General features: G+C 66.1%; 18 protein-coding genes. 5 read left to right on the plus strand and 13 right to left on the minus strand.

Annotated elements, in window-relative coordinates; translation table 11 throughout:
• Window positions 1-83 precede the first annotated feature (83 nt).
• From ShzoTeo12_RS17805 to ShzoTeo12_RS17845, 9 genes are all read right to left on the minus strand, one after another.
• Window positions 84-1172, minus strand: a complete 1089-nt coding sequence (locus ShzoTeo12_RS17805; RefSeq protein WP_119254342.1) for a protein-glutamate methylesterase/protein-glutamine glutaminase — start codon at window positions 1170-1172, stop codon at window positions 84-86.
• Window positions 1172-2023 carry a protein-glutamate O-methyltransferase CheR gene (locus tag ShzoTeo12_RS17810; protein ID WP_318913282.1) on the minus strand — a complete coding sequence of 284 codons (852 nt, stop codon included), beginning with the start codon at window positions 2021-2023 and terminating at the stop codon, window positions 1172-1174. Before ShzoTeo12_RS17810 ends, ShzoTeo12_RS17805 begins: the two co-directional genes overlap by 1 nt.
• A gap of 16 nt (window positions 2024-2039) precedes the next feature.
• Window positions 2040-2534 (minus strand): chemotaxis protein CheW, encoded by a 495-nt coding sequence (locus ShzoTeo12_RS17815; protein ID WP_119254344.1) that lies wholly within the window; start codon window positions 2532-2534, stop codon window positions 2040-2042.
• Window positions 2535-2536: 2 nt separating this feature from the next.
• Window positions 2537-4342, minus strand: a complete 1806-nt coding sequence (locus tag ShzoTeo12_RS17820; RefSeq protein WP_318913283.1) for a methyl-accepting chemotaxis protein — start codon at window positions 4340-4342, stop codon at window positions 2537-2539.
• Between the two features lie 184 nt (window positions 4343-4526).
• On the minus strand, window positions 4527-6221 hold the full coding sequence (locus ShzoTeo12_RS17825) for a methyl-accepting chemotaxis protein (protein ID WP_318913284.1): 1695 nt from the start codon (window positions 6219-6221) through the stop codon (window positions 4527-4529).
• Window positions 6222-6238: 17 nt separating this feature from the next.
• Window positions 6239-6757: a chemotaxis protein CheW gene (locus ShzoTeo12_RS17830; RefSeq protein WP_119254347.1), complete on the minus strand. Its 519-nt coding sequence runs from the start codon at window positions 6755-6757 to the stop codon at window positions 6239-6241.
• Entirely contained in the window at window positions 6754-8754 is a 2001-nt protein-coding gene (locus ShzoTeo12_RS17835; protein ID WP_318913286.1) for a chemotaxis protein CheA, read from the minus strand. Before ShzoTeo12_RS17835 ends, ShzoTeo12_RS17830 begins: the two co-directional genes overlap by 4 nt.
• The gene (locus tag ShzoTeo12_RS17840; protein WP_119254349.1) at window positions 8751-9119 is read right to left on the minus strand and encodes a response regulator; all 369 of its coding nucleotides are present in this window, start codon (window positions 9117-9119) and stop codon (window positions 8751-8753) included. The genes ShzoTeo12_RS17835 and ShzoTeo12_RS17840 overlap by 4 nt, the downstream gene beginning before the upstream one ends.
• Window positions 9119-9445 (minus strand): STAS domain-containing protein, encoded by a 327-nt coding sequence (locus ShzoTeo12_RS17845; RefSeq protein ID WP_318913288.1) that lies wholly within the window; start codon window positions 9443-9445, stop codon window positions 9119-9121. The genes ShzoTeo12_RS17840 and ShzoTeo12_RS17845 overlap by 1 nt, the downstream gene beginning before the upstream one ends.
• 364 nt (window positions 9446-9809) lie before the next feature.
• Here ShzoTeo12_RS17845 and ShzoTeo12_RS17850 point away from each other — a divergent pair, with 364 nt between their 5' ends.
• From ShzoTeo12_RS17850 to modC, 4 genes are all read left to right on the plus strand, one after another.
• Window positions 9810-11534, plus strand: a complete 1725-nt coding sequence (locus tag ShzoTeo12_RS17850) for a chemotaxis protein (protein WP_318913289.1) — start codon at window positions 9810-9812, stop codon at window positions 11532-11534.
• Window positions 11535-11704: 170 nt separating this feature from the next.
• Window positions 11705-12478 carry a molybdate ABC transporter substrate-binding protein gene (gene modA / locus ShzoTeo12_RS17855; protein WP_313192109.1) on the plus strand — a complete coding sequence of 258 codons (774 nt, stop codon included), beginning with the start codon at window positions 11705-11707 and terminating at the stop codon, window positions 12476-12478.
• Between the two features lie 249 nt (window positions 12479-12727).
• Window positions 12728-13429 (plus strand): molybdate ABC transporter permease subunit, encoded by a 702-nt coding sequence (gene modB / locus ShzoTeo12_RS17860; protein ID WP_203317960.1) that lies wholly within the window; start codon window positions 12728-12730, stop codon window positions 13427-13429.
• Window positions 13426-14499, plus strand: a complete 1074-nt coding sequence (gene modC, locus ShzoTeo12_RS17865; RefSeq protein WP_318913293.1) for a molybdenum ABC transporter ATP-binding protein — start codon at window positions 13426-13428, stop codon at window positions 14497-14499. Before modB ends, modC begins: the two co-directional genes overlap by 4 nt.
• Before the next feature lie 3 nt (window positions 14500-14502).
• Here modC and ShzoTeo12_RS17870 read toward each other — a convergent pair whose 3' ends face one another.
• Together ShzoTeo12_RS17870 and ShzoTeo12_RS17875 are read right to left on the minus strand one after the other, a co-directional pair.
• Window positions 14503-14862, minus strand: a complete 360-nt coding sequence (locus tag ShzoTeo12_RS17870; protein WP_119254355.1) for a winged helix-turn-helix domain-containing protein — start codon at window positions 14860-14862, stop codon at window positions 14503-14505.
• Between the two features lie 57 nt (window positions 14863-14919).
• On the minus strand, window positions 14920-16257 hold the full coding sequence (locus ShzoTeo12_RS17875) for an aspartate aminotransferase family protein (RefSeq protein WP_318913294.1): 1338 nt from the start codon (window positions 16255-16257) through the stop codon (window positions 14920-14922).
• A gap of 239 nt (window positions 16258-16496) precedes the next feature.
• Here ShzoTeo12_RS17875 and ShzoTeo12_RS17880 point away from each other — a divergent pair, with 239 nt between their 5' ends.
• Window positions 16497-17045, plus strand: coding sequence for a cupin domain-containing protein (locus tag ShzoTeo12_RS17880; RefSeq protein WP_318913295.1), 549 nt, complete (start codon window positions 16497-16499; stop codon window positions 17043-17045).
• Window positions 17046-17090: 45 nt separating this feature from the next.
• Here ShzoTeo12_RS17880 and ShzoTeo12_RS17885 read toward each other — a convergent pair whose 3' ends face one another.
• The gene (locus ShzoTeo12_RS17885) at window positions 17091-17273 is read right to left on the minus strand and encodes a YegP family protein (protein WP_119254358.1); all 183 of its coding nucleotides are present in this window, start codon (window positions 17271-17273) and stop codon (window positions 17091-17093) included.
• A gap of 138 nt (window positions 17274-17411) precedes the next feature.
• The gene (locus tag ShzoTeo12_RS17890) at window positions 17412-18107 is read right to left on the minus strand and encodes a hypothetical protein (protein WP_318914318.1); all 696 of its coding nucleotides are present in this window, start codon (window positions 18105-18107) and stop codon (window positions 17412-17414) included.
• Window positions 18108-18150 lie beyond the last annotated feature (43 nt).

Below are 18150 nucleotides of genomic sequence, written 5' to 3' on the forward strand. Positions count from 1 at the left end.
GAGCCGGTCATCGCTCGGGCAGGCACCTTCGCATGGTGCTTCGCCACTTTCGCCCATCATGGTTAATGGTGGATGAAAATGCCCTATCTGCGCCGGTCCGCCGCGAGGATTTCGCGGGCGATCTGGTCGAGCGGCAGGATCCTGTCGACCCCGCCATGGGCGATCGCTTCCTTCGGCATGCCGAAGACGATGGAGGACGCCTCGTCCTGCGCAACGGTATAGGCGCCCGCCTGGTGCATCTCGGCCATGCCGCGCGCGCCGTCGTCGCCCATTCCGGTCATGATGACGCCCATGGCGTTGGCGCCCGCGGCGCGGGCCGCCGAGCGGAAGAGCACGTCAACGGATGGCCGGTGGCGGGAGACGAGAGGCCCCTCGCGCACCGCGACATGGTAGCGCGCGCCCTGCCGCTCCAGCATCAGGTGCCGGTCGCCGGGGGCGATCAGCACATGGCCGCGCAGCACGGGGTCGCCGTGCGCCGCTTCCTTGACTTCCACCTCGCAAAGGCTGTTCAGCCGCTTGGCGAAGGCGGCGGTGAATTTTTCCGGCATGTGCTGGACGATGACGATGCCCGGCGAATTGGCCGGCAACTGTTCGAGCAGCACGCGCAGCGCTTCCGTGCCGCCCGTGGAAGCGCCGATGCAGGCCACCATTTCCGTCGTCTTGGCCATGGCCCGGCCGGAGGGGGGCGGCAGCACGGCATCGGCGGTGAGCTTGGCCGTGGGCCCGCTTGCCGCGGCGCTGCGCCGGTTCGCGCCGAGGCGGGCGACGGCCGCGCCCTTGACCGCCTCGCGGATGCGCGTGCCGGATTCGGCAAGATGGTCGGCCGCGCCGATCTTCGGCTTGAGGATGATGTCGACGGCGCCGGCTTCCAGCGCCTGCATCAGCGTCTCGGAGCCCTCTTCCGTCAGCGAGGAGCACATGACGACGGGGATCGGCCGCTGCGACATGATCTTGCGCAGGAAGGTGATGCCGTCCATGCGCGGCATTTCCACGTCGAGCGTGATGACGTCGGGCAGCTCCTCCTGGATCTTCTTCGCCGCCATGAAGGGGTCGGAGGCCGCGCCCATCACTTCGATCTCGGGGTCCTCTTCCAGCACATGGGTCAGCGCCTGGCGCACGCTCGCCGAGTCGTCGATGATGAGAACGCGGATTTTCTTGGCCGGAAGGGGCATCAGATCTTCTTGAAAACCGTGTTGGCGACCTGGCGCACCGGCAGGGGAATGCCGGTGACCGTTTCGGAATGGCCCACATAGAGGAAACCGCCGGGGACAAGGCAATCGCAGAGCCGTGTCAGCACTTTCGCCTGTGTCGGCTTGTCGAAATAGATCAGCACGTTGCGGCAGAAGATCATGTGCATCGGCTCGCCCACCTTGTAGGCGCCGTCCATGAGGTTCATGCGGGCAAAGCCGATGGTCGAGCGAAGGCGGGGATGGATGCGCACCTCGCCGCGCGCGGCATCGCGCGAGATCATCACGTGGCGCCGCTGGAGTTCGGCCGGCACGGGCTGGACCATGTCGCGCGGATAGACGCCGCGGCGGGCGGCGGCCAGCACATCGGTCGAAAGGTCCGTCGCGAGAATCCGGTAGTCGATGCCGGATGTGGCATCGGCGAAATCCTGCATGACCATCGCCATCGTATAGGGCTCGGCGCCGATCGAGCAGGCGGCGCTCCACAGGCGCAGCCGCTTGTGCCCGGCCGCGACCAGCTCCGGCAGGCCGGTCCGCTCCATGAAGTCGAAATGCTTCGGCTCGCGGAAGAAGTCCGTCTTGTTGGTCGTCACCGCGTCGATCAGGAAGATCGCTTCCTTCTCGATGCCGCCATGCTTGAAGAGATAGTCGCAATAGGCGTTGAAGCTGGGGATGCCGGTGGCCCGCAGGCGTCGCCGTAGGCGGCCCTCCAGCATGGTCAGCTTGGTGATCGGCATCTTGATGCCGCTATAGTCGTAGATATATCGCGACAGGGCCTCGAAATTCCGGCTGCTCAAGCCGTCTTCGCCCGCCTGCGCCCGCAATGCTGCTCCCACACCCGTCTCCTCGAGATTACGCCGTCGCGGCGAGGCGGTTCGCCGTTCCCATCATCGCCACTTCCGCGCTGGAGAAGAGGCGGGCGAGATCGACGATGACGACGAAGCCGCCATCGCGGCGCACGACACCGGCAATGTAGTCGGAGGGCCAGCGCACGCCGATGTCCGGCGCACCCTCGATCTCCTCCGCGCGGAAGGGAATGACCTCGTAGACGCGGTCGGCGACGAGGCCGAGCGTCAGGGTCTTCTCGCCGATCGGCACGTCGAGCACGAGCGCGCGCGTGTGCGGCGTCCTCTCCGTCTTCGTCATGCCGAGACGGAGACGTAGATCGATGACCGGCACGCCCTGGCCGCGCACGTCCCGGAGCCCGAGCAGATAGTCCGGCCCATGCGGGATCCTGAAGGCTTCCTCATGATCGAGGATTTCCCGGACCACCGAGACGGGGACCGCGAAGACCTCGTTGTCGAGGGAGAAGGTGACGTACTGGGATTCGGAGGACGTGCCGGCCATGATCAAGCGCTTTCCCTGAAATCTGCGTCGTCGGCATCCGGGCCGCCCATCGACATGTCGAGGGCAAAGCCGCGGGCGCGGGCCTGCTGGGCATTGACGCTGTTGTCGGACTTGCGGGTGGGTGTGGCCGCGGACTTGGCGGCCGGGCGTGTCGCTGCCGGCGCCGGGCGGCGCTGGGCGGAAGCCGGGGCGCCCGCCGCGCGGTCGACGCGGAAGAAGGCGATGGAGGTCTGCAGTTCCTCGGCCTGGGCGGCGAGCTCTTCCGAAGTGCCGGACATTTCTTCCGACGCACCGGCATTCTGCTGCGTCACCTTGTCGAGCTGCTGGATTGCCTCGTTGATCTGCGAGGCGCCGATATCCTGCTCGCGGCAGGCGGCGGAGATCTCGGAGACCAGCTCGGCGGTCTTGCGGATATCGGGCACCAGCCGGTTCAGCATGTCGCCGGCTTCCGTTGCGACGGAGACGGTCTGGCCGGACAGCGTGCTGATCTCGGCGGCCGCCGCCTGGCTGCGCTCGGCGAGCTTGCGCACTTCCGAGGCGACGACGGCAAAGCCCTTGCCGTGCTCGCCGGCACGGGCGGCTTCCACCGCGGCATTGAGGGCGAGGAGGTCCGTCTGGCGGGCGATTTCCTGCACGATGGAGATCTTTTCCGCGATGGTGCGCATGGCGCCGACGGCGCGACCGACCGCTTCGCCGGAAGCTTCCGCGTCCTTGGCGGACTGGCGGGCGATCTTCTCGGTCTGGGCGGCGTTGTCGGCGTTCTGCTTGATGTTCGCGGCCATCTCTTCCATCGAGGCGGAGGCCTCTTCGGCGGAGGAGGCCTGCTCGGTCGCGCCCTGCGAGAGCTGCTCGGAGCTGGCCGAAAGCTCCTGGCTGCCCGAGGAGACGTTGTTGGCTGCCGAAAGCGCGTCGGCGACGACGCCGCGCAGGCGCTCCACCATGCTTTCCAGCGAAATGCCCAGCGTATCCTTGTCGGAGAGGGCCTTCGGCGTCACGGTCAGGTCACCATTGGCGATCTGGTCGGCGATGGTGGCCGTGTTGCGCAGGTTGCCGGTCATCACGTTGATCGTGTCGACAAGGTCCTTGATCTCGTCATTGGTCCTGATCTCGACATTCTGGTCGAGGTCGCCTACCGCGACGGCTTCCGCGACGTTCCGGATCTTGCGCAGGCCGGTATTGATGCCGAGCGCGATCCAGAGGGCGGCGCCGACGGAAAGGACGAGGGCGGAGAGGGTCAGGATGACGAGCGTGTAGAACGCCGTCTCGTAGCCGGCATCGGCGACCGTGTCGGAATCCTTGATCGCCTGTTCGGTCAGGTTGGCGAGAGCGGCCGTCATGCCGTCCAGCTTGTCGGCGGCGACGGCGCCTTCCGTCTGATTGATCTCGAGCGCCATGTCGCGCTGGCCGGAGGCCATCAGCGAGACGATCCTGTCGTTGATGGCGAGGTAGTCGTCCCAGAAGTCGCGAATCTCCTGCCACTTGGCCTTGAATTCGCCGGTCGCGTCGTTCTGGCCGTCGTTCAGCGCCTTTTCGAAGGCCTCCCGTTCGGCCGCGATGGTGGCCTTCGCCTTGTTCGTCCGCTCCAGCGTCGTCGCGAGCAGAAGGTCGGCCTCGGCAAGGCCCAGTCCGTCGAAGGCGGCCGCGAGGTCGTTGGAATAGTCGTCCTGCTGAATCGGGCCTTCGATGAGGTCGTTGCGCAGGGTGTTCATTTCGCTGAGGCTGCGGATACCGATGCCGGCCGAAATACAAAGAAGGGCGATGAGGAAGCCGAAGGCGAGGCCCAGCTTCAACTTGATGGTAAGGCGCATCCTGTTCTCCTTGCAGATGCCTGTTGAGGGCGGAGCGGCCGCAACGCGACGCTCCCATGCGTGAAGACCGATACACTCACCCTTCCGCGGGCCGCCGGAGCAGCCCTTTCGCCGGCGCTGACATGCGCCGCTGTCGATTGCACGGCGCGCCCGTTGCCGGGCGCGCCGCCATCATTGGTTCCGATCAGGCGCTTTCCCTGAAATCTGCATCGTCGGCATCCGGGCCGCCCATCGACATGTCGAGGGAGAAGCCGTTGCCGCGCGCCGCCTTGGCGCTCGACGGCGCGGGGCGATGGGCAGGGCTCGCGGCCGGCCGCTTGGCGGCGGGAGCGGCCATCTTCGCAGCGGTCGCCCGCAGCCGGTCGGCGTGGTTCGGTTCCTTGCGGGCACCGTCGACGCGGAAGAAGGCGATGGAGGTCTGCAGCTCTTCGGCCTGGGCGGCAAGCTCCTCCGAGGTGCCGGACATCTCTTCCGACGCACCGGCATTCTGCTGCGTTACCTTGTCGAGCTGCTGGATCGCCTCGTTGATCTGCGAGGCGCCGATATCCTGCTCGCGGCAGGCGGCGGAGATCTCGGAGACCAGCTCGGCGGTCTTGCGGATATCGGGCACCAGCCGGTTCAGCATGTCGCCGGCTTCCGTTGCGACGGAGACGGTCTGGCCGGACAGCGTGCTGATCTCGGCGGCGGCCGCCTGACTGCGCTCGGCGAGCTTGCGCACTTCCGAGGCGACGACGGCAAAGCCCTTGCCGTGCTCGCCGGCACGGGCGGCTTCCACCGCAGCGTTGAGGGCGAGAAGGTCCGTCTGGCGGGCGATTTCCTGCACGATGGAGATCTTCTCCGCGATGGTGCGCATGGCGCCGACGGCGCGGCCGACCGCTTCGCCGGATGCTTCCGCGTCCTTGGCGGACTGACGGGCGATCTTCTCGGTCTGGGCGGCGTTGTCGGCGTTCTGCTTGATGTTCGCGGCCATTTCTTCCATCGAGGCGGAGGCCTCTTCGGCGGAGGAGGCCTGCTCGGTCGCGCCCTGCGAGAGCTGCTCGGAGCTGGAGGAGAGTTCCTGGCTGCCGGACGAGACGTTCTCGGAGGCGGAAAGCGCGTCTGCGACGACGCCGCGCAGGCGCTCGATCATCGTGTTGACATGGCCGAGCATGTCGCCGATCTCGTCCTTCGTGGTGATGTCGGCAAAGCGGGTGAGGTCGCCGTCGGCGACGGCCTGCACGGCGCTCGCAGCGCGGCCGAGGCCGCGGTTGATCGACAGGACGATCCAGGTGGCTGCAAGCGCTGCGATCAGAACCGCGATGGCGGCGGCTCCGATCATGACCGTCCGCGTGCTTTCATATTGCGCCTGGGCGCCGAGTTCGGCTTCGTCCAGGCGGCTTTCCTCGAGCTTGACGACTTCGCCGAGCAGCTTGTCGATCTCGTTGGTCACGGCGCGCGCATCGGTGTTCGAGATGCGGGTCGCGCCGTCCATGTCGCCGGCGAGCGCCAGCGCCCGGATGCGATCGTCGTTGCGGCGGAAATCGGTGGTGAAGGCGGAGAGCTTGTCCCACATCACCTTGCCCTGTTCCGTCGCCTTGGCGAGGATCTGCCCGAAGGTCGCGTCGAATTCCTTGCGCGCCTCGTCGCTGAGACCGATATAGCGGTTCGTCTCGGTGGTGCTTGCGGAAGACAGCATGTTCTTCTGCTGACGGATCTGCTGGAGTTGCAGGTTGTTCAGCGTCTGGGTGAGCTTCAGGCGCTCGGCCGGGCCGTTCAGCACGTCGCTGAGCGTCGTGTTGAGACCGCCGAGGCTCATGATACCGTAGCCCGCGGTGCCGAGAAGCACCGCGATCATGAAGCCGAATGTCAGGAACAGCTTGAGTTTTATGGTAAAGCGCATGGGTCTCTCCTGAGTGCCTAGTTCGGCGCTTGCGCGTTGCCGGTGCGTTCCTTCCGAGAGGAAAAGATCGCGTGCAGATTCGGGACGATGATGAATTCGCCGCCCCGCTTGACGAGGCAGTTGATGTAGTCGGCGCGCCAGCGCATGCCGACGCTCGGCGGCGGCTCGCTGGCGACCTTCGGCAGGGTCGTGACTTCGTTGACCTTGTCGGTGCGGATGCCGACCAGCGTCGGTTCGTCGTCGAGGTCGAGCTCGATGACGACGATGCGGCTGTCTATGGTGGTTTCCGTCGCGTCCATGCCGAAGGCGAGACGGATGTCGGCGAGCGGGATCACCTTGCCGCGGAAGTTGATGACGCTGGACACGAAGGGCTTGCTGCCGGGAACGTGGGTCTCCGGCAGAAGGTCGAGGATTTCCTGCACGACGGTCGCCTCGATGGCGAAGGTCTCGCCGTTGAGGTTGAAGGTGAGGACGGAAAGGTCCTCCTCAACGCCCCAGATCGTGTCGTGGTCGAGTTTCCGTGCCGCTTCGCTCATCCTGCCGCCCGCATTTGCGCCTCCTGATGCTGTCCGGCCGCGACCAGATGGGTGACGTCGAGGATCAGCGCGACGCTGCCGTCCCCGAGGATGGTCGCGCCCGAGAAGGTGGCGACGTCATGGTGCAGCTTGGACATGGATTTGATGACCGTCTGGTGGTCGCCGATGATCTGGTCGACGACGAGGCCGACACGCTCGGAGCCCGTCGAGATGACGACGACCTTCTGGTGCGGATCGGGCTGGGTGCCGGTGCGGAAGAGTTCCCGCAGGCGCAGGAACGGCACGAGGCTGTCGCGCAGCGAGATGAAGGAGCGCCCGCGCGAGCGCAGGTCGTCTTCGAGCGAGAGCTCCAGGCACTCCTCGACCGCCGAGAGCGGGATGACGTAGCAGCCCTCTCCGACACGCACCAGCAGGCCGTCGATGATGGCGAGCGTCAGCGGGATGCGCAGCGAGACTTCCGAGCCGTCGCCCGGCTTGCTGGTGATGTCGATCGCCCCGCGCAGCGCTTCCACCGTCTTCTTCACCACGTCCATGCCGACGCCGCGGCCGGAAAGGTTGGTGACCTGCTGGGCGGTGGAGAAGCCCGGCTGGAAGATGAGCTGCAGCAGTTCCGGGTCGGAGAGCGCCTGGGCCGGCTGGATCAGGCCGGAGGCCTCGGCCTTGGCACGCACGCGCTCACGGTTGATGCCGCGGCCGTCGTCCTTGATGGTGATGATGACCTCGCCGCCCGTCTGATGGGCCGAGAGAAGGACCTTGCCCTTCGCGTCCTTGCCGGCGGCGATGCGCTCCTCGGGTTTTTCGAGGCCGTGGTCGATGGAGTTGCGCACGAGATGGACGAGCGGATCGGCGAGCCGGTCGATGACCGTCTTGTCGACCTCGGTGCTCTCGCCCTCGGTAATGAGTTCGATTTCCTTGCCGGTCTCGCGCGACAGGTCGTGCACGAGACGGCGGAAGCGGCTGAAGAGGCTGGCGACCGGCATCATGCGCAGCACCATCATCGTGTCGCGCAATTCGCCGGAAAGGCGCTCGATCTCTTCCGAGACGGAACGAAGGCCAAGGTCGGCCGCCGCGCCTGCGAGCTGGGTGAGGCGGGACTGGGCGATGACGAGTTCGCCGACACGGTCCATCATCTCGTCGAGCCGTTCGGCGGGAACGCGGACGTTCTCGGCGGCGGACTTCGCCTGCCTGGAATCGTTGGCAGCCTGCACGGCTGGCGCCTCGCGTTCCGTCACCACCACCGCCTTCGGCAGGGGGGCGGGTTCGGGCGTTGCGGCCGGAGGCTCGATGGCGATCTCGGTGATCTCCAGCTCCATGTCGTCCATGACGAAGATGAAGACGTCTTCGATGTCGCTGCGCGGCTTCTCGGTCTTCAGCGTCACGTCCCAGGAAAGGTGGATGTCGCGCGGGTCGAGCTCGGCAAGCTCGGGCACCTTCGCCGCATCGGCGACGATCCGGCATTCGCCGAGGTCGCGCATCTCGTCGAGCAGGCCGAGCGGATTGGTGCCGTTCGCCATGGCGTTGACGGGCAGGCTGAAGCGGATGCGCCATTCGCGCATGCCGCCGGACGCTTCGGCCACCGGCGCAGTCGCGGCGGCAACGTTTGCCGCGGGGGCGGGCGAGCCCGCGCCGTTGACGGCGCGGTGCAGGTTGTCGAGCAGGCTCGCGCTCATCGCGTCATGGTCGCCGTTCGGCGTTTCGAGCAGGGCGCGCATGTGGTCCTGCGCGGAAAGGACCGCCGAGACCAGTTCGTGTGTTGCCGGCACGTCGCCCTTGCGCACGCGGTCGAAGGCGGTCTCGCAATGATGCGTGAAGGCGGCCAGCGCCTCGAAGCCGAACATCGCGCCCGACCCCTTCAATGTGTGCAGGCCCCGGAAGACCGCGTCGATCTGGTCGCGGTCGTCGAGGCTGCGGGTCAGGTCCAGAAGGCCGGACTCGATCTGTTCCAGCAGTTCGGCCGCTTCTGTCCGGAAGACTGAGATCGGGTCCGGGTTGCTCATTTTCCGAGGACCTTCCGGGCTATCTTGACGAGGCTTTCCGGATCGAACGGCTTGGTGAGCCAGCCGGTGGCGCCGGCGGCTTTGGCCTGCGCCTTCAGTTCGCCGTCGGATTCGGTGGTGAGGAAGATGACCGGCACGCCGGTATGCGCGGGCAGCTTGCGCAGCTCGCGGATCATCGTCAGGCCGTCCATGTTCGGCATGTTGAGGTCGGTGACCACGAGGTCGTATTCACCTTCCTTCAGCTTGTTGAGGCCGTCGAGCCCGTCGACCGCCTCGGTCACGGCATAGCCGGCATTGCTGAGGGTGACGCGTGTCGTCAGCCGGATGCTGGCGGAATCGTCCACGGTCAAGATTTTCGCGGTCATCAATTCTTCTCCTGATGCAGCCAGAAATGCGCGGCGTCCGACGTCATCTCGTCGAGAAAGCCGCCGCGCTTCAGCACGTCGTAAAGGTCCCCCGCCGCCGGTCGTGCAAGTAGAAGCCGGCCCGCGCGGGACGCAGCGTGCTTGCGCGCCGCCGTCACGAGCTGGACGAAACTGAGGTCGACCTGCGCCTCCTCGTCGATATCAAGTATCGCCGCCGGATTATTGTTCAGATGGCTCAGGATAAGCTCCTGGACCGCCGATATGTTCTTGATGGTAAGCGCCGTTGGCAAGGTTAACGGTGCGTCACCGGGCAGGGTGGAGGACATGGAGGCCCCGATAAACGTTTCTGAAGGGAGTATTTCCCGCGCCAGAATTCCCAGATACGCTTAATGAACCGTAAAGCCCGGTTGCCAAATTCATCTAATGGTAGTCGAGAAGAGGAAAATACACCAACTCACCTTAGGGTAGTTTTTCAGTGTAATTCATTGAAAAATAAGACATTTAAATATGATTAGACATTAGAGATATTATTTATAAATCCCTAATTCCTGGGGTGAGTGCAGCTTCGGGTAGTGGCGCGAAAACCGGGCCTTTGGAGGCCGATTCTACTCCATCAGAAAATGCGAATTTACTGCGCGTTACCTTGTTCGCCCTAGGGTCGGGCCAGGTTTCTTGAAAGTGGGGTATGGCGTGTCAGGAACAGCGAGCGCAGTCCGCATTGAGCGGCAGACGGCCGAGGCGGAACTCGTCTCCCGCCTCGAAGGGGCCCGTTCCCGCATCGAACAGCGCTTCCTCGACGGCGGCGTCGTGCTGCTTGCCGTCCTCGACGTGCTCAACCGCCTGGTGGCGTCGCTGGAGAACCTGTCGCAATCGCTCGACGACGAGGCCGCCGAGGCGACGATCGGCCGGCTGGTCGCGACGGTCGACCAGCTCACCGCCCTGCCGGCCATCGAGGAGACCCGCCAGCAGCGCCTTGCCGGCGTCGCGGTGACGGAGAAGTCGCTCGGCACCCATATCGCGGACATGCAGGAGACGCTGCGGTATCTCCGCACCTTTGCCACCACAGCCAAGATCACCGGCGCTGCCATCCCGGACTTTTCGGGCTTCGCGGAAGAGATCCTCGAGCGCATCCATTTCGGCACGAGCGAGGTTAATGCGCTCGGCGCCCGGATCGGCACGCTCGGCGGCGTGATCGACGCTGCGTCCGCCGGGGGCGGGGAGGCGCTGGAGCGCTTCCGCCGCAGCGTGCCGGACATTGCCGGCAACCTCTCGCGCAATGCGGCGGATCTCACCGCCCAGCGCCGCCATCTCTCGCAGCTTGCCGGCAAGGTCGGCAGCTCCGCGCGCCTCGTGCAGACGAAGGTCGCGACGACGCTCTCCTCCATGCAGATCGGCGACATCACCCGCCAGCGCATCGAGCACTGCCAGTCCGCCTTCACCTTCCTGGAGGAATATCTCGCTTCCGTGGCGCTGGACGGCGATGCGGGCGGCCGGCTCACGGCGCTGGTGCGCCATCTGGTGCGCGACCAGCTCGTCGAGATCGCCCGCGACTTCGAGCGCGAATGCCGGACCGTCGTCGGCACGATCCGCAGTTTCGGCGCGGATATCGATGCTCTCATGGCGCTTTACGGCGACATGGATGCCAGCGATGGCCATTCCGCCGACCGCGCCATGCGCACGCTGGAAGCCGATATCGATGCCGCCCGCACCGTGGTGCGCGATATCGAGCAGGCTGCCGGCAAGGCCAATGCGCTGGGCTCGAGCACGGTCGAGACCGTGCAGGAGCTGCTGAAGGGCGTGAAGACCATCCAGCTCGTTCGTACCGACATCCAGTACATGGCGCTCAATACCAATCTGCGCTGCAGCAAGCTCGGCGAGGAGGGGCGCGCGATCAATGTGGTGACGGCGGAGCTGCGCAGCTTCTCCGCGCAGCTCGACGAGATCGCCGAGCGCATCCTCACCGCCCTGCAATCGCTGGAAGACGATGCCATCAAGCTCGGCGCGGCCGGCAACGCCGCCGATGGCTCCCTCGATGCCCGGCTGGAGGAGGTTCTGGATCATATCCGCCACGCGGGCGACCGCATGGAGGAGGACATGGCGGCCCTGCGCGATTGCTGCGCCGACATTTCCGCCAAGGCCGGCCGCACCATCGCCGATCTCGATTTCAACGCCGAACTCGGCGACGTGCTCGCCGATTGCGCCGGGAGCGTCGGCGACCTGATCTGCCCCGACTTGCCGGACACTGCCGGTCTCGAAGAAGCGCTCGCCGATCTCGGCGGCCGGATCGCCCGGACCTATACGATGGTTTCCGAACGGGAGGTGCACGCCCGGGTCTTCGGCACGACGGTGGAGATGCCCGCCGCGCCCGCCGCCGCCCAGAGCGACGAGGACCTCTTCGACGACGCTCTGTTCTGAGCCCTTCGTTCCCGCATTGTCGATGCCATGCGATCGGCCGGTCATTCCGGCCGATTTGCCATAGGTAATTTCACTATATTTTTGAAAATATAGCGCTGGCCAAGCCGGAAACATCGATATATCCAAGGGGATATGACGTTGCCGCAAAGGCAGAAAAAGGGAGAACAGGAATGAACCGTCGTCTGCTTCTGAAACTGGTCGTCGCCGCCTTCGCGGCCATGCCGCTCGCCCTGCCGGCCGCCGCCGCGGAGAAGGTCACCGTCTTCGCCGCCGCCAGCCTCAAGAACGCGCTCGATGCCGCCAATGCCGCGTGGCAGAAGGAAACCGGCAACGAGACGGCCGTTTCCTATGCCGCAAGCTCGGCGCTCGCCAAGCAGATCGAGGCGGCCGCGCCCGCCGACCTCTTCATCTCGGCAGACCTTGCCTGGATGGATTACGTCGCCGAGAAGAAGCTGATCAAGGACGACACCCGCTCCAACCTCCTCGGCAACCGCATTGTGCTCGTCGCGCCGAAGGACAAGGCCTCGACGGTCGAGATCAAGGAAGGCTTCGATCTCGCCGGCCTCGTCGGCGACGGCAAGCTCGCCATGGGTGCGGTGGACAGCGTGCCGGCCGGCAAATACGGCAAGGCGGCGCTTGAAAAGCTCGGCGTCTGGTCCGCCGTCGAAGGCAAGGTGGCGGGCGCCGAAAGCGTGCGCGCCGCGCTCGCGCTCGTCTCGCGCGGCGAGGCACCCTACGGCATCGTCTACGAGACGGACGCCGCCGCTGATCCTGGCGTCGCCGTCGTCGGCACCTTCCCGGAAGACAGCCATCCGCCGATCATCTACCCGGTTGCCATCCTCTCGGAATCGCAGAGCCCGGCCGCCGGCGCCTATCTCGACTTCCTGAAGTCCGACAAGGCCGCCCCCTTCTTCACCGAGCAGGGCTTCACCATCCTGAAGTAAGACGAGCTTCGCGACAGGCCGGGATGATATTGTCGGCCTATCGTTTTTGGTGGCCGGAAATGCCCCTTGCGAGGTTGCCCCTCACCCTAACCCTCTCCCCACAAGCGGGGAGAGGGGACTTGCCCGACACAAGGGTGGACGTTTGGGAAACCAGTGCGGCATATCCCTTCGCCCCGCTTGCGGGGAGAAGTGGCCGGCAGGCCGGATGAGGGGCGCCCCACCCGGACGGCGGCAAAGTAAGGAGACGGCGTGGACTGGTTTGCCTTGAGCGCTGAGGAATGGACGGCGATCCGGCTGAGCCTCAGGGTCTCGACCGTCGCGGTGCTCGTCAGCCTGCCGCTCGGCATTCTGGTCGCGCTGGCGCTGGCGCGCGGCCGCTTCTGGGGCAAGTCGCTTCTGAACGGCATCGTCCATCTGCCACTGATCCTGCCGCCGGTCGTTACCGGCTTCATCCTGCTCATCCTGTTCGGCCGGCGCGGGCCCATCGGCTCGGTGCTCGCCGAATGGTTCGGCATCGTGCTCTCCTTCCGTTGGACCGGCGCGGCGCTTGCCTGCGGCGTCATGGGCTTTCCGCTCATGGTGCGCTCCATCCGCCTTTCCATCGAGGCGGTCGACCGCAAGCTGGAGGAGGCGGCCGGCACGCTCGGCGCCAGCCCCGCCTGGGTCTTCCTCACGGTGACCCTGCCGCTCATCCTGCCCGGCGTCATCGCCGGCATGATCCTCGCCTTCGCCAAGGCCATGGGCGAGTTCGGCGCGACCATCACCTTCGTCTCGAACATTCCCGGCGAGACACAGACGCTCTCGGCCGCCATCTACACCTTCACTCAGGTGCCGGGCGGCGATGCCGGCGCCATGCGCCTCACCGTCGTCGCCATTGCCATTTCCATGGTCGCGCTCATCGCCTCGGAAATCCTCGCCCAGCGCCTCGGCCGCAAGGTGAACCTCGAATGAGCCTCGTCGTCGAAGCACGCCACCGGCTCGGCGATTTCACCCTCGACGCCGCCTTCACCTCCGATGGCGGAGTCACGGCGCTCTTCGGCCGTTCCGGCTCGGGCAAGACCTCGCTCATCCGCATCATCGCCGGCCTGACGCGCCCGGCGGAAGGCGTGGTGCGCCTCGGCGACGACGTGCTGGTCGATACGGCGCGCGGCATCTTCGTGCCGCCCCATCGCCGCCGCTTCGGCTATGTCTTCCAGGAGGCGCGGCTCTTCCCGCACCTGACCGTCCGGCAGAACCTCAATTACGGCCGCTGGTTCTCGCCGAAGGGCACGCGCCCGGAAAGCCCGGATCGTGTCGTCGGCCTGCTCGGCATCGGCGATCTCCTCGACCGCCAGCCGGCCAACCTTTCCGGCGGCGAGAAGCAGCGCGTCGCCATCGGCCGCGCGCTGCTCGCTTCCCCGCGCCTCCTGCTGATGGACGAGCCGCTTGCCGCGCTCGACGAGGAGCGCAAGGCGGAGATCCTGCCCTATCTGGAGCGCCTGCGCGACGAGGCGGGCATTCCCATCGTCTATGTCAGCCATTCCGTCGCCGAGGTCGCGCGGCTTGCCGACCGGGTCGTGCTGATGACGGGCGGCCGCGTCGAGGCGGTCGGGCCGGCCTCCGACGTGCTCGGCGGCCCCCGCCTTGCCTCCGCCGCCGACCGCCGCGAGGCGGGCAGCGTGCTGTCCGGCCATGTCGAGGCGCGCGATGCGGCGCATGGCCTTGCCACCATCCGCCTCGACGGCGGTGCGGCGATCCTTGTGCCCGGCGCTGCCGTTTCGCCCGGCGAGGCGGTGCGCCTGCGCATCCCGGCGCGCGACGTCATGGTGGCGACGGTGCGGCCGGAGGGCCTCTCCGCGCTCAACATCCTCGAAGGCACGGTGGAGACCATCGAACCGGACGGCGAGGGCATGGCGAGCCTGCGCATCGCCTGCGGCGGCGATCACGTCCGCGCCCGCATCACGGCGTTCTCCGTCGAACGGCTCGGCCTTGCGCCCGGCCTGCCGGTGCATGCCGTCATCAAGACGGTGGCGCTGGAATAGGGATCAGTCCGCGAGGTTAGCGACCAGCCAGCCGATTTCCTCGGCAAGCGCCAAGCGCGCCTTCTCCTCCATGGCATGGTAATGCGCGATCAGCGCCTCGCCGAAGGGCGTCAGCACCGCGCCGCCGCCCTGCTTGCCGCCGCGCTGCGATTCCACCACCGGCTGGCGGAACAGCCGGTTCATCTCGTCGACCAGCAGCCAGGCCCGGCGATAGGACATGTCCATCGCCCGCCCGCCCGCCGAGATCGAGCCCGTTTCCCTTATATGCGAGAGAAGCTCGATCTTGCCGCGGCCGATGCGCCCTTCCGGCTCGAGCTGGATCCGGAAGATGATCTTCGGTTCGGTCTTGGCGGCTGCTGACATGAAACTGGCCCGTATGGATACGGGCCAGTTATAACAGCGTTTTCCGCGGATTAAAGCTCAGGCTGCCCGCTTGAGGGCATCGCCGAGGATCGAGACGATGTCCTCGAAATGCTTCTTCTCGGCAATCAGCGGCGGCGAGAAGGCGATGATGTCGCCGGTGACGCGGATCAGCAGGCCCTTCTCGAAGCAGTCGACGAAGACGTCATAGGCGCGCGCGCCCGGTGCGCCGTCGCGAGGTGCCAGCTCGATGCCGGCGATGAGGCCGATGGTGCGGATGTCGATGACGTGCGGCAGGCCCTTCAGCGAATGCATCGCCGTATGCCACGCGTCCTGCAGCTCGGCGCCGCGGGTGAAGAGGCCCTCGTCGCGGTAGATGTCGAGCGTCGCGATGCCCGCCGCGCAGGCCGCCGGATGGCCGGAATAGGTGTAGCCATGGAAAAGCTCGATGGCGTTTTCCGGCCCGTGCATCAGCGCGTCGTGGACCTTGCGGCTGGCGAAGACCGCGCCCATCGGGATCGCGCCGTTAGTGAGGCCCTTGGCGGTCGTCACGAGATCCGGCGTCACGCCGAAATAGTCGGTGGCGAAGGCGGCGCCGAGGCGGCCGAAGCCGGTGATCACTTCGTCGAAGATCAAGAGGATGCCGTGCCTGTCGCAGATCGCGCGCAGCTTTTCGAGATAGCCCTTCGGCGGAATGAGGACGCCGGTGGAGCCGGCGACGGGTTCGACGATGCAGGCCGCGATGGTTTCCGCGCCATGCAGGGCGACGAGACGTTCGAGGTCGTCGGCCAGTTCCGCGCCATGCTCCGGCTGGCCCTTCACATAGGCGTTCTTGGAGAGGTCATGCGTGTGGCGCAGGTGATCCGAGCCGGCAAGCTGCGGGAAGACGCGGCGGTTGTTGACGATGCCGCCGACCGAGATACCGCCGAAGCCGACGCCGTGATAGCCGCGCTCGCGGCCGATGAGGCGCGTGCGCGTGCCCTGGCCGATGGCGCGCTGGTAGGCGATGGCGATCTTCAGGGCCGTGTCGACCGATTCGGAGCCGGAGCCCGTGTAGAACACGCGGTCGAGCTTCGCGCCTTCAGGGCCGGGCGCGATTTCCGCGAGCCGCTCGGCGAAGTCGAAGGCGATCGGATGGCCCATCTGGAAGGACGGCGCGAAATCCATCTGCGTCAGCTGGCGCTCGACGGCGGCGGCGATCTGCCGGCGGCCGTGGCCGGCGTTGCAGCACCAGAGGCCCGCGGTGCCGTCGAGGACCGTGCGGCCGTCGGTGCTGGTGTAATACATGCCCTCGGCGCTCGCGAGCAGGCGCGGCGCGGCCTTGAACTGGCGGTTGGCGGTAAACGGCATCCAGTAGCTGTCGAGCACCGGCGCATTGGGTTTGTTGTGAACGTTCATGGCGGATCTCCTCCCAAAGCAATTCCGGCAAAAGTGCGTAGCGGTTCTGCGTCCGGAATTGCGAAAAATGAAAAGGGTAGAGCGTTTCCGCAAGAAGGCGGAAATGCTCTGGCTGATGGATTGACGCCATGATTTGCCATGCCGAACAAGTCCTTTTCTGGTTGACGTCAAGGGTTTGAAATTAAAGGATGCAACGAGAGTGGTTTTCGCTATTTCGAACATCTGAAACAGGAAATGTCATGTCGGTCGATATCGGAGGCAGGCTGCGTCATCTGCGCCTGGCCCACAATCTCTCCCAGCGGGAGCTCGCCAAGCGCGCCGGCGTCACCAATTCGACGATCTCCCTGATCGAATCGAATGCCTCGAACCCGTCGGTCGGTGCCCTCAAGCGCATCCTCGACGGCATCCCGATCGGCCTTGCGGAATTCTTCGCCTTCGAGCCCGACCGCCCGCGAAAGGCGTTCTACCGGGCGGACGAGCTGACGGAGATCGGCAAGGGCGGCATTTCCTATCGCCAGATCGGCGACAACCTGTTCGGCCGCAGCCTGCAGATATTGAAGGAGTGCTACCAGCCCGGCGCCGATACCGGAAAGGTGCCATTGGTGCATGAGGGGGAGGAGGGCGGCATCGTGCTGTCCGGCCGCCTCGAAGTGACGGTCGATGACGAGCGCCGCATCCTCGGCCCGGGCGATGCCTACTATTTCGAAAGCCGCCGGCCGCACCGCTTCCGCTGCGTCGGCCCGGTGCCCTGTGAGGTCATCAGCGCCTGCACCCCGCCGACCTTCTGAAAGAAGAAAGCCCGCCGGGGGCGGGCTTTCGGGAAATGCGGCGGATCAGGCCTGCGTATTGTCCTCGACCGGCGCGTCGGGGCCGTTCTTCTTGATCGAATCGATGGCGTTCTGCGCGCTGGCCTTGCTGGAATAGCCTTCCGTCGAGAACATGATCTCGCTGTTGTACTTGAAGCGAACGCGGAATTCGCCGGCCTTGTCCTTGTAGATTTCAAACTTGTGCGCCATGGGCTTCCCTTTTCCCGGAATGTGAATCAGACGCGCTGAACGTGCCAGCGGCAACGGGCGGTGACAAGAGCGCTGGTTGAAAAGTCCGCAGCAAATTGAAAGCGCCGGTTGGCAGGGCAGGCGCACTATTGACGAGCGTCAGGGCCTGTGCGCCGGCTCGTCGTCCGCCGGGTGCCCGCCCAATCCAAGCCCGCCGCCCATGCCGCCTCCACCTCCCATACCCATGCCGCCACCACCACCGCCGCCGCCGCGCGCACCTTCCTTGCCGCGTTCCGCCTTGCCCCGGCTGCTGCCGCCAGACGGGCGGGCCGGGCCTTGCCTCGGAATGGCAAGGTCCGCGGGAACCGGATCGAGATCGAGGGCGCCGCGAATGAAGGCGCGAAGGGAGACGACGAGATCGTGGGTGTGCACCGGCCGGCCGGCGACCAGCTCCCGCACCGCCTTTTCCGCGAGCCGGACCTGCTCCTCGGTGCCGAGCAGCATGATGTCGGAAAGCGCCGCCTCCACATCGTCCCGGATGCGGCGGCTGCGCTCGGAGCTGGCAGAAAGATCGACGTCGCCTTCGACCGTTGCCTGCGGCTCCGCCCTCTGGCGCAGGTCGCGCAAATGGGTGGGATCGACCGCGAGATTGCCGGTGAAGGAGCCGCCGAGCGTCTTGTAGGCCGCGATCAGGGTACGCAGGCGCTCGTTGATCTGCCGGTTCGCCCGCTCCCGCCGCTGCTGGATCGTCACCATCATGACAAGGCGGATGCCGATGCTGATGAGCGTGAACAGCGCCAGACCGATCAGCGTGACCAGAAGGCTGTGCCAGGAAGTGAAATCGAGATTGCGCAGCACGTTGCAGGAATCCTTGAAATGGGGACGGACGGGCCGAATC

The sequence above is a fragment of the Shinella zoogloeoides genome (assembly GCF_033705735.1).
Classification (GTDB): Bacteria; Pseudomonadota; Alphaproteobacteria; order Rhizobiales; family Rhizobiaceae; genus Shinella; species Shinella zoogloeoides_A.